The following is a 10,001-nucleotide window of genomic DNA, read 5'->3' on the forward strand; positions in this document are numbered from 1 at the left end:
CCCCGCACTGACAACCGGGCCCGATCACCTGCTCTGCGGGGCGCGGGAGCGGCGGTAGGCACGCTCCTGCACGGGACGGACAGCCGGACGACGGCCGGCGTGCCCGGCGACGTGATGGGCCGGGATGCCCGGTCGCCTGATCTCCGCGGGACGCCGGTCGGGCCGGCCCATGACCATCTGCGGATCGAACATCATGACGACGCCCGCCAGACACAGGAAGGCCAGGGGGCCGATCATCATGGGCGCGAGCAGCGCCGCCGCCGAGTCCCCGGCAGGGGCCGCGCCGGTCGAACCGTGCAGATGGACGCTGAGCGCGGCCATGCCCGCGTAGTGCATACCGCTGACGGCCAGCCCCATGACAAGGCTCGCGCCCACGCTCCAGAGGAATCCGCGGACCTGTCCCGCTGCCCAGAGGGCGGCGGTGGCGGCCACGACGGCTATGACGACCGAGGCGGAGACCGTGAGGGTGTTGTACGCGAGCTTCCCGTTGAGCCTCATTCCGGCCATGCCCAGGTAGTGCATCGAGGCGATGCCCAGGCCGGTGACGGTCCCTCCGGTGAAGAGCGCCGTCCCGGTGGCGCCCTGGTAGCCGACGATGAAGATCCCGGCGCCGACCATCAGGACGGCGACGCCCAGACTCGCGAACGTCGTCGGCTTGTCGTAGTGGACGGGGGTCTCCTCGACCGTGAATCCCATCATCGCGATGAAGTGCATCGTCCATATGCCGGACGCGATCGCGACCGAGCCGAGCGCCAGCCACCCGGCGCGCCAGGAACCGGCGACGAGCAGGGATCTGGTGGTGCAGCGAAGTCCCAGCGCTCCGCCCAGACAGGCCATGAAATACGCCACCAGCGGTGTGACGAGCCCGTAGGTGAAGCCGTCGACCGTGCCCTGCATACGCGGCTGCCTTTCCCGCCTGTTACTCCTGGAACTGCCCGGAACGCCCCCGCCCTCCGGACCGCCGGAGCGGACCGGGCTGAGGCGAGAGTATGACCCCCACCGGAATGGTCGAACGATAATCCGGCAAAGAATCACGACCTCTCCCCACTTCTGCGGCGCCAGTGAGCGGACTTGGACAACTCCATTCAATCCGCGGCCATCTCGCTTCACCCCTCCGTCGACTCTCTGCTGTCAATCTTGTGCTGTCCGTGATCGTCCGACGCGAGGAGAACGCATGCACGCGCGCGTTGCCGCCGCCACGACCGCCGCGCTTCTTGGGGGAGCCGTTTTGATACTGCCCAGCCCGCATGCCAAGGCCGGCGGCCGAATCACGGCACCGCTGGTCGTAGCCCACCGCGGCGCCTCGGCCGATGCGCCCGAGAACACCCTGGACGCCATCGACCGCGCGGCCGAGCTGGGGTTCGAATGGGTCGAGAACGATGTCCAGCGCACCAGCGACGGCCGGCTGGTCGTCCTGCACGACGCATCGCTGGCACGCACGACCGACGTCGAGGAGGTCTACCCCGGGCGAAGCCCGTGGAACGTCAGGGACTTCACCGCGGCCGAGATCGCCCGCCTGGACGCCGGGAGCTGGTTCGGCCCCCGGTTCGCGGGCGCGAAGGTGCCGACGCTGCGGGAGTACATGGAACGCGTCTCGCGCAACCACCAAAAACTCGTCCTGGAGATCAAGAACCCGGAGCTCTATCCGGGCATCGAGCGACAGACGCTCAGGCTCCTGAGCAACGAGGGCTGGCTCGACCCGGTGCACCTCAGGGACAGGCTGATCGTCCAGAGCTTCAGCGCGCACAGTGTCCGGACGGTGCACCGGCTGCGGCCCGGCATCACGATGGCCTTCCTCGGGACGCCTCCGGTCGCGCGGCTGCCCCGGTACGCGGAGTTCGCCGACCAGATCAACTCGGATCACCGGTCGCTGTCGTCCGACTACGTCTCCGCGGTCCACGCCCTCCACGGTCCGCACGGCCCGATGAAGGTGTTCGCCTGGACCGTGGACGAGCCGGCCACCGCGCGGCGCCTGGCGGGCTTCGGGACCGACGGCGTCATCACGAACGTGCCCGACACGATCCGCCGGGCTCTGCGCTAGCACGCCATCGCCCGGGGCGCGGACGGATGCCGTTGTGGGCGCCCCGGGCGTTGTCAGTGGCGGGCCGTACGGTGGATCGCATGAACAGCCACACGCGGTACGAGCAGCGGGTCGTGTGGTCCGTCGTCGGCACGGACATCGGTCCGCTGCTCCTCGCGGCGACGCCCCACGGCCTGGTCAATGTCGTCTTCCACGCGTCGGACGCGGTACGCGACAAGGCACTCGACAGGCTCGCGTCCCGTCTGGGCGGCGAGCTCGTCGAGGCGCCGGAGTCCCCTCTGCTGGCCGAGGCGATACGCCAGGTCGAGGCGTACTTCGCGGGCGAGCGGCAGGATTTCGACCTGCCGCTCGACTGGTCGCTGATCTCGGGGTTCAACCGCCAGGTGCTGCGCGAGTTGCACTCGGGCGTGCCGTTCGGTTCCGTCGTGGCCTACGGCGACCTGGCCGGGCGGGTCGGCGAGCCCCGGGCGGCGCAGGCCGTGGGGGTCGCCATGGGCTCGAATCCACTGCCGGTCGTGGTGCCCTGTCACCGGGTGGTCGAGAGTGACGGCGGGATCGGTGGTTTCGGCGGCGGCCTGGAGACCAAGCGGAAGCTGCTGGCGCTCGAAGGAGTCCTCCCGGAACCGCTGTTCTGAGGTCGCGGAGGGAGCTGAAGGGGCCTCGTACGCATCGCGGCCTCCCGGGCACAGCCCGCGCGGGAGACCGACGGCGCGGAAAGGCGGCCCCGCGGGAGAACAAGCCCGCGTGAGTACGCCCCGAAGAGCGGCTCACGGCCGCCTCCCGGCCTTCGGGCGGAAGGCGGGGACGTGCGCTGTGCGCGTGCCGTGGAGCGTCCGCTCCTGAGATCCTCAGAGGCTGATGTGGTAGGCCTTGCGCAGCGTCTCGTGGACGGTCCACGTCGTACGGTCGCCCTCGCGCAGGAAGGCCGCGTCGCCGGGGCCCACTTCGATGACGTCGCCGCCCTCCACCGCGATCGTGGCGCGGCCGCTGACGACGACGAAGAGCTCGTTCGCCTCGGTGTCGGTCACCACGCCGGGCGTGATCTGCCAGATGCCGCGCAGCTGCTTGCCGTCGGCGGACTCCCACAGCACCTTGCCCGTCACAGCGGGGTCGCCGGAGACGATCTGGGCCGGGTCCAGCGGCTCGGGTTCGAGTTCGGCGTCTGGAATGTGCACGGCGAAGGACGGTGTGGCCTGGGAGTTCATGGTCATGAGCGGACACCCTAAAGGCTTGCCCGCCCCCGGGGCGACGAGGGTCCACTCGTTGTGCGGGGCCTCGAAGACATTCCGCGCCAGGGTTTGGCCGGGCGCGCCGCCCGCCAGAGATCCAGGGACGGGGAACGTCGACCGACAGCAGGAGGCAGGCACGTGATCGTGGTGTCCGAAGAGGTACGGGAGGCGCTCGACGCGCACCGGCCGGTGGTGGCCCTGGAGTCGACGATCATCGCCCACGGGCTGCCCCGCCCGCGCAATCTCCAGGTCGCACTCGAACTGGAGGAGGTCGTCCGGGAGGAGGGCGCCGTACCCGCGACGATCGCCGTGCTCGACGGCCGGCCTCACGTCGGTCTGGGCAAGGACCAGCTGGAGCGGGTCGCGAACGAGGACGGCATCCGCAAGCTGGGCCACCGTGACCTGCCGCTCGCGGTGGCCGCAGGGGCGAGCGGAGCGACGACCGTGTCCGCGACGGCCCTGCTGGCGGCGCGCGCGGGGGTACGGGTGTTCGCGACGGGAGGGCTCGGCGGTGTGCACCGCGAGTGGACGGTGACCCAGGACGAGTCCGCTGATCTGGGCCTGCTGGCACGTACCCGGATCACGGTGGTGTGCGCGGGCGTCAAGTCGATCCTGGACGTGCCGGCGACGCTCCAACGCCTGGAGACGCTGGGCGTGGCGGTGGCCGGGTACGGCACGGAGCGGTTCCCCGGCTTCTATCTGTCCGACTCGGGGCACCCCGTGGACTGGACCCTGGAGTCTCCCGAGCAGGTGGCGGAGGTGATGCGCGCCCAGGACGCGCTGCACGCCCCCGACTCGTCGCTCATCGTCGCGAACCCCGTCCCCGAGGAGGACCAGCTCGATCCCGCGCTCCACGCGCGCGTGCTGGCCGACGCGCTGCGCGCGTGCGAGGAGGAGGGGGTGACCGGACAGGCGGTGACACCGTTCCTGCTCGGTTATCTGGTCCGGCACACGGACGGTGCCTCACTCGGCGCCAATCTGGCGGCGGTCCGCGGCAACGTACGCCTCGCGGGGCGGATCGCGGCAGCCTGGGCGGGGGCGTGAGCGACGCGGACCGAAGCACCCTGGTCGGCAGCGCCGTAACGGCTGATCGCGGCGACCTGGCCGAAGGCGCTCTGCTCGTCGTCGGGGACGTGGTCACGGATGTCGTCGCCCGGCATCGCGGACCGCTGGCGGCCGGTACCGACACGGTCGCCGCCGTCCGGACCGTACCGGGCGGCGCCGGTGCCAACGTCGCGTGCTGGGCCGTGTACGACGGCTGCGCCGAGGTGCGGCTGCTCGGCCGGGTGGGCGTCGACTCCGCGGCGTGGCACGAACGCGAACTCGCGGCGAGCGGCGTACGGCCCCTCCTGGTGACCGATCCGCAGACGCCGACCGGAACGGTGATCTGCCTGGTGGACACCGGCGCGTCGGCGGAGCGGACGTTCCTCACGGACAGTGGGGCGTCACTGCGGCTCGCACCGGGCGACTGGTCGCCCGCGCTGCTCGACGGGGTCGCGCGGCTGCATCTGTCGGGCTATCTGTTCTTCTCCGAGCCGAGCCGGGCGCTGGTCTCGGTGGTACTGGAGTCGACGCGCGCGCGTGGTGTGCCGGTGAGCCTCGACCCGGCGTCGGCGGGGTTCCTGACGGAACTGGGCGTGGACCGCTTCCTCGAACTCTGCGCGGGGGTGGACGTCCTGCTGCCCAGCCGTGACGAGGCCTGCCTGCTGACCGGGCTGCCCGATCCGGCCGACGCGGCGGCCAAGCTGAGCCGCCACTTCCCCTTGGTCGTCGCCAAGCTGGGGAGTGACGGGGCCCTGGTAGCCCGTTCCGGATCCGTCCGGGCCCGTGTCCCGGCGCTGCCCGCGACGCCGCGTGACACGACGGGCGCCGGCGACGCGTTCACCGGCGCGTTCCTCGCCGCACTGCTCGCGGGCGCCGAACCCGAGGAGGCGACGACAGCGGGGTGCGCGGCGGGGGCGAAGGCCGTGGAACGGGTCGGCGGAAGACCGCCCGCGGGAAGCCGACGGCTGCACGAAGGAGAGACGCGGGTCCGCTGAACACCTCGGCCCCATGGCTACGTACCCGTGGCACCCGATTGCCGGTATCCCACTCTCATTCAGTTCTTGCGCCCCCAGGCCGAGATCATCGGCGCCGTCGCCAGGTCCATCGACCCTGCGGCGACGTTGGCCAGGTGCTGGTCGATCTCCTCCTGGGTGGCCAGGCCCGCGGTGACGAGCTGGTCGCGGATCTGCCGGACCGTCGCGGATTCCAGCGTGTCGCAGGCGGGTGAGGTGACGGGGAAGTACGCGTCGGCCTCCACGCCACGCAACCCGGCTTCCCGGAGCAGCCGCGGGAGTTTGCGGCCGTACGCGAGGTCGGCGCCGCGATCGGCGAGCAGTTTGCGAAAACCCTGGCGCAGTCGGTTCGCGAGCTGCTGCTCGGGGCCGTACTCGTCGGGGCAGAGCAGAGGCTGCAGTGCGGGGTCGGCGTCCTCGACGAGAAGCCGGCCGCCGGGCCGCAGGGCCTTGACCATCGACCGCAACGCCCTCTCCCGGTCCGGCACATGGACCAGTACGAGCCTGGCGTGCACGAGGTCGAAGCCCTCCCCCGGCGGTTCCTCGGCACCCACGTCGTGGACGCGGACCTCGACCGGCGAGCGTGCGACGGAGGCCGCCCATGAGGTGTCGATGTCGGTCGCGACGACCTTCCCCGTCGGGCCCACCTTCTTGGCCAGCCAGGACACGACGGACGTGCCGCCCGCCCCGACCTCCCAGCAGCGCCAGCCGGACCCGACGCCCAAGCGCTCCATGTGCCGGAACGTCGTGGGGTCGAAGAGAGCGGCGAGGGCGTCGAAACGCTGTCCCGCCTCGGACTGCTGGTTGTCGAGGAGATACCCGTCGGCTCGCGTCATGAGGAGATCATCCCAGTCGACCCGCTGTCGGGAATCGTTGACGCTCCCGTTGTCGGCACCCGCGTCGCCCGCAGGTCCACCCGGCGGTACCGGGCGCCGGACGAGTGACGCCGTGCGGCGTCGAGCCGGCGGAGCACTCCGCATCACGGAACGGAACGTTCCGTTCCCACAGCCTTTTCCGGTGTCCGACCAGGCCTGGCAGACTGGCGCGCCAGGCGCAAAGTGCGGCCCGAGGAGATCCACGCGAGGAGATCCAGATGTCCATGGCAGGGAATTTGCGGAGGGTGACGGCTCTCGGTGCGGTCGACGGCCTCCGCAGAGTGGCACGGCTGACGCGGCGCCGGCGCCGTGTCGACCTGAGTCACCCCGCCCGGTCGCCGTTGGGCTCCGCGGTCGTGAACTGCGTGGCGTACCGGAACGGCACCCGGATCCCCGAGGGCCGCGATCTGGTCGACACCGTGCAGCGGATCCGCAAGCGGGACGAGGGATTCGTGTGGCTCGGACTGCACGAACCGACCGACGTCGAGTTCGCGGACATCGCCGAGCTCTTCGACCTGCATCCGCTGGCCGTCGAGGACTCGGTGGAGGCGCACCAGCGTCCGAAGGTGGAGCGGTACGGCGACACGCTGTTCGCGGTGTTCAAGACCGTCTGCTACGTGGAGCACACGGAGTTGACAGCGACCAGTGAAGTGGTGAACACCGGCGAGATCATGGTGTTCGTCGGGCCGGACTTCGTCATCACCGTGCGGCACGGACGGCACGGCTCCCTGGGCCCGCTGCGCGAGGAACTGGAGTCCGATGCGCAGCAGTTGTCCAAGGGGCCGGCCGCGGTGCTGCACGCGATCGCGGACCATGTGGTCGACGACTACATGAGCGTCACGGACTCGGTCCAGGCGGACATCGACCAGGTCGAGGCCGATGTGTTCGCCGACAACGGCGCCCGCACCGACGCAGGCCGCATCTACCAGCTCAAGCGTGAACTCCTCGAACTGAAGCGGGCCGTGGTCCCGCTCGCCCGGCCCGTCCAGGAGCTGGCGACCCGGCCGACCCGCGTGGTCGACCCGGAGATACAGGCGTACTTCCGGGACGTCTCCGACCATCTGCTGCGGGCCACCGAGCAGATAGCCGCCTTCGACGAACTGCTCAACTCGATCCTGCAGGCGCATCTCGCACAGGTGACCGTGGCGCAGAACGAGGACATGCGGAAGATCACGGCATGGGCGGCGGTCATCGCCGTACCGACCATGGTCTGCGGCGTGTACGGCATGAACTTCGACAACATGCCCGAGCTGCACTGGAGGTTCGGCTACCCCATCGTCATCGGCGCCATATCCATCGGCTGCCTCGTCCTCTACCGAGGGTTCAGGCGCAACGGCTGGCTCTGACGCGTCTCACGCCCGGTGCACCGGCCGGACGAGAGCGCGCCGCGTATTCGGCACGGACCGAAGAGCGGGAGCGGGTGATGCGACGTGGTCAGCCTCGGGTCGCAGGTGCGGCCCGGTTGTCCGCTCTCTTCAAGTGCGCTCCCTTCGAGTCGGATCGCTTGGGACCCGGTCACTTCGAGCCCGGTCACTTCGAGCCGGGTCGCTCGGGTCGGATCGCCCGGGTCGCTGCGCAGGGCTTTTCGGTCGGTCGGATCGGGCCGGTCGGGAAGGTCGGGGAATCGACGGGGGTCAGCCCGTCGCGCTGCCCGCGCCCCTGGCGTAGACACTCTCGACCCAGGAGGCGAGTTGTTCGTCGCTGACGTGCTGGGCGAGGTCGGCCTCGCTGATCATGCCGACCAGCCGCTTGTCCTCGATCACCGGAAGCCGGCGGATCTGGTGCCCCTTCATCTCCTGGAGCACTTCGCCGACATCGGCGCCGGCGTCGATCCAGCGCGGTGTGCCCTGGGCCATCTCTCCCGCGGTGACCTGTGCCGGGTCATGGCCCATGGCCACACAGCCGACGACGATGTCGCGGTCCGTGAGGATGCCGCAGAGGCGTTCGTTCTGGTCGCTGATGGGCAGGGCACCCACGTTGAGCTCGCGCATCAGCTGGGCGGCGCGGTCCAGGGTCTCGTGGGCGGGGATCCACTGGGCACCACGGTGCATGATGTCTCCGGCGGTGGTCATGTAGTACCTCCCGGTGCCGGACGGCCGGCGCGGCGCGGAACACACCGCTAGTCCCGGCGCCCTATATTCTCGCCGCGCCCCAGGGGCCGCGCACCTGGAAGTACGCGTATCCGGGCGGGCGGCGGACCGGGCGAGGGCTGTCGGACCGGGGAAGGTCGAGGGGACGGGCCATGGGGCGACGGGGCGACGGCTGAGAGGAAGCGGACGGCAGTCGTGGGGAACCGTTCCATGCCGGTCAGCCGTTCCACGCCGGGTGGCGGGGGTCGTCGGCTCGGACCAGGACGTCGGCCGTGATGGCCGGGTCCACCTCGCTCACGTAGCGGGCGAACGCGGGGAGGGTCCAGTGCTCCGCCTCGGGGGTACGGCGGCGGAGGGCACCCGGGGAGAGAAGTACGTGGACGCTGAGGTCGAACGGGAACCAGTGGCGCAGGAGGAGGGGGCCATGGAGCAACAGGATTCCGCCGGGCGGGAGTTGGACATAGGGGCTGCGGGTGGCCCGGTCCTTGGCGGGGTCCCAGAGGTCGGGCAGGACCCTGCCGTCGCCGCCGGGTTCGAGGGGGCCGAAGACCTCGCGCCACAGAGCACCGGTGTCGACCCAGCCGTCGTAGTACGCCTCGACGTCCTGGTGACCGTATTCGAGCCGGAGCGAGGCGGGGCGCAGGAAACCCTCCGCGCCGACGACCAGCGAGGAACGGCCGCGTATGCGCAGCGCCTCGAAGACACGGTGCGCGAGTTCGCCGGGGCGGGCGGCCGGGGCTCCGTCGAAGGCGACACGTGGCCAGGGGCTGCCGTTCTCCGGTTTCAGATCGAGCAGACGGTCGGCGAGGAGGTCGCCGAGCCGTTCCCAGGTGATCGCTTCAAGTCGCACAGGGCCCATGATGCCGCGAGCCCGCGGAGACCTGGTCGGCGCGGCGGACCACGAGCGGGCGCGGGAGGCATCCTGCCACCGGGGCGCGGGACGTGCGGGGGCATCGCCCGACGACGTAGATGTGGCACCGGTCCGGGGAATGAACCGCGTATGGCACCGATCGCTGATCCCCCGCACCGGGGCGGGCTTCTCGTCGTCCAGCCGCTCAAGAAGCGGCGCTGTGTCGAGTGCGGGAGCGGGCCGCTCGCGCTGCTGGTGCTGGAGGAGGGGGCACCTCGGTGTCTGGACTGTGCGGATCTGGGGCACCTGGTGTTCCTGCCGCGGGGCGACACCGCGCTGACGCGCAGATCGCGGGAGGGCAGCACGCTGTCGGCCGTGGTGGTGCGGTTCAACCGGCGGCGGGGCCGGTACGAACGGCAGGGGGTCATGGTCGAGGAGATGGCGCTCGCCCTGGCCGAGGAGCGGTGTCTGGCGGACGCGGAGGCACGGCGGCGACGCCGGGCCCGGGACGCGCGACGCCGGGAGGCGGAGGACGTCCGCTTCACGGACGAGTTCGCGCGGGAGATACGCCGGCTGTTTCCGTACTGTCCGGCCGACAGGGCGCGAGCGATCGCCGCGCATGCCTCGGTGCGCGGCAGCGGGCGGGTGGGGCGGAGCTCGGCGGGCCGCGCGCTGTCCGAGGCGGCCGTCACCGCTGCGGTCCGCGCGTCCGTACGGCACACGGAGACCCCGTACGACCAACTGCTGATGAGCGGCGTTTCGCGGTACGAGGCGCGCCGCAGGATCGCGGCCACAGTGGACACAAGGCTCTGGGAATGGCGGGACGACATCACGGCACGGGCGTAAGCGAACGCTCGCG

At 71.0% G+C, this 10,001-nt stretch carries 11 protein-coding genes; 6 read left to right on the top strand and 5 right to left on the bottom strand.

All coding sequences use genetic code 11. The features are described 5' to 3' along the window. Positions 1–24: 24 nt before the first annotated feature. Entirely contained in the window at positions 25–897 is an 873-nt protein-coding gene (locus tag ACFYW8_RS16170; RefSeq protein ID WP_365874338.1) for an MHYT domain-containing protein, read from the bottom strand. Between the two features lie 277 nt (positions 898–1,174). Between ACFYW8_RS16170 and ACFYW8_RS16175 the strand changes: the two genes are divergently transcribed. Continuing rightward, positions 1,175–2,041, top strand: coding sequence for a glycerophosphodiester phosphodiesterase (locus tag ACFYW8_RS16175; protein ID WP_389074278.1), 867 nt, complete (start codon positions 1,175–1,177; stop codon positions 2,039–2,041). Between the two features lie 80 nt (positions 2,042–2,121). Beyond that, the gene (locus ACFYW8_RS16180; protein WP_389074281.1) at positions 2,122–2,676 is read left to right on the top strand and encodes a methylated-DNA--[protein]-cysteine S-methyltransferase; all 555 of its coding nucleotides are present in this window, start codon (positions 2,122–2,124) and stop codon (positions 2,674–2,676) included. A 213-nt stretch (positions 2,677–2,889) separates the two neighbouring features. Here the strand turns inward: ACFYW8_RS16180 and ACFYW8_RS16185 are convergent, their stop codons facing one another. Next, positions 2,890–3,252 (bottom strand): cupin domain-containing protein, encoded by a 363-nt coding sequence (locus ACFYW8_RS16185; RefSeq protein WP_389074285.1) that lies wholly within the window; start codon positions 3,250–3,252, stop codon positions 2,890–2,892. Positions 3,253–3,408: 156 nt separating this feature from the next. Here ACFYW8_RS16185 and ACFYW8_RS16190 point away from each other — a divergent pair, with 156 nt between their 5' ends. Both ACFYW8_RS16190 and ACFYW8_RS16195 read left to right on the top strand, forming a co-directional pair. Continuing rightward, the gene (locus ACFYW8_RS16190; protein ID WP_389074290.1) at positions 3,409–4,314 is read left to right on the top strand and encodes a pseudouridine-5'-phosphate glycosidase; all 906 of its coding nucleotides are present in this window, start codon (positions 3,409–3,411) and stop codon (positions 4,312–4,314) included. Between the two features lie 20 nt (positions 4,315–4,334). Continuing rightward, the gene (locus ACFYW8_RS16195) at positions 4,335–5,309 is read left to right on the top strand and encodes a carbohydrate kinase family protein (RefSeq protein WP_389075109.1); all 975 of its coding nucleotides are present in this window, start codon (positions 4,335–4,337) and stop codon (positions 5,307–5,309) included. Positions 5,310–5,368: 59 nt separating this feature from the next. Here the strand turns inward: ACFYW8_RS16195 and ACFYW8_RS16200 are convergent, their stop codons facing one another. Further along, positions 5,369–6,163, bottom strand: coding sequence for a methyltransferase domain-containing protein (locus tag ACFYW8_RS16200; RefSeq protein WP_365874328.1), 795 nt, complete (start codon positions 6,161–6,163; stop codon positions 5,369–5,371). A 257-nt stretch (positions 6,164–6,420) separates the two neighbouring features. Here ACFYW8_RS16200 and ACFYW8_RS16205 point away from each other — a divergent pair, with 257 nt between their 5' ends. After that, positions 6,421–7,548, top strand: coding sequence for a magnesium and cobalt transport protein CorA (locus tag ACFYW8_RS16205; protein ID WP_365874326.1), 1,128 nt, complete (start codon positions 6,421–6,423; stop codon positions 7,546–7,548). Between the two features lie 288 nt (positions 7,549–7,836). Here ACFYW8_RS16205 and ACFYW8_RS16210 read toward each other — a convergent pair whose 3' ends face one another. Continuing rightward, entirely contained in the window at positions 7,837–8,274 is a 438-nt protein-coding gene (locus tag ACFYW8_RS16210) for a CBS domain-containing protein (RefSeq protein ID WP_365874324.1), read from the bottom strand. A gap of 235 nt (positions 8,275–8,509) precedes the next feature. Further along, complete coding sequence (locus tag ACFYW8_RS16215) at positions 8,510–9,151, bottom strand: uridine kinase (protein ID WP_389074299.1); 642 nt, start codon at positions 9,149–9,151, stop codon at positions 8,510–8,512. A 141-nt stretch (positions 9,152–9,292) separates the two neighbouring features. Between ACFYW8_RS16215 and ACFYW8_RS16220 the strand changes: the two genes are divergently transcribed. Further along, the gene (locus ACFYW8_RS16220; protein ID WP_389074303.1) at positions 9,293–9,988 is read left to right on the top strand and encodes a DUF2293 domain-containing protein; all 696 of its coding nucleotides are present in this window, start codon (positions 9,293–9,295) and stop codon (positions 9,986–9,988) included. Positions 9,989–10,001: the final 13 nt, after the last annotated feature.

Source organism: Streptomyces sp. NPDC002742 (genome assembly GCF_042888885.1).
In the GTDB taxonomy this organism is placed as follows: domain Bacteria; phylum Actinomycetota; class Actinomycetes; order Streptomycetales; family Streptomycetaceae; genus Streptomyces.

Excerpts from the sequence above, each read along its gene's own strand:
- ACFYW8_RS16170 (WP_365874338.1), bottom strand. The coding sequence starts at position 897 with ATGCAGGGCACGGTCGACGGCTTCACCTACGGGCTCGTCACACCGCTG.
- ACFYW8_RS16175 (WP_389074278.1), top strand. The coding sequence starts at position 1,175 with ATGCACGCGCGCGTTGCCGCCGCCACGACCGCCGCGCTTCTTGGGGGA.
- ACFYW8_RS16180 (WP_389074281.1), top strand. The coding sequence starts at position 2,122 with ATGAACAGCCACACGCGGTACGAGCAGCGGGTCGTGTGGTCCGTCGTC.
- ACFYW8_RS16185 (WP_389074285.1), bottom strand. The coding sequence starts at position 3,252 with ATGACCATGAACTCCCAGGCCACACCGTCCTTCGCCGTGCACATTCCA.
- ACFYW8_RS16200 (WP_365874328.1), bottom strand. The coding sequence starts at position 6,163 with ATGACGCGAGCCGACGGGTATCTCCTCGACAACCAGCAGTCCGAGGCG.
- ACFYW8_RS16205 (WP_365874326.1), top strand. The coding sequence starts at position 6,421 with ATGTCCATGGCAGGGAATTTGCGGAGGGTGACGGCTCTCGGTGCGGTC.
- ACFYW8_RS16210 (WP_365874324.1), bottom strand. The coding sequence starts at position 8,274 with ATGACCACCGCCGGAGACATCATGCACCGTGGTGCCCAGTGGATCCCC.
- ACFYW8_RS16215 (WP_389074299.1), bottom strand. The coding sequence starts at position 9,151 with ATGGGCCCTGTGCGACTTGAAGCGATCACCTGGGAACGGCTCGGCGAC.
- ACFYW8_RS16220 (WP_389074303.1), top strand. The coding sequence starts at position 9,293 with ATGGCACCGATCGCTGATCCCCCGCACCGGGGCGGGCTTCTCGTCGTC.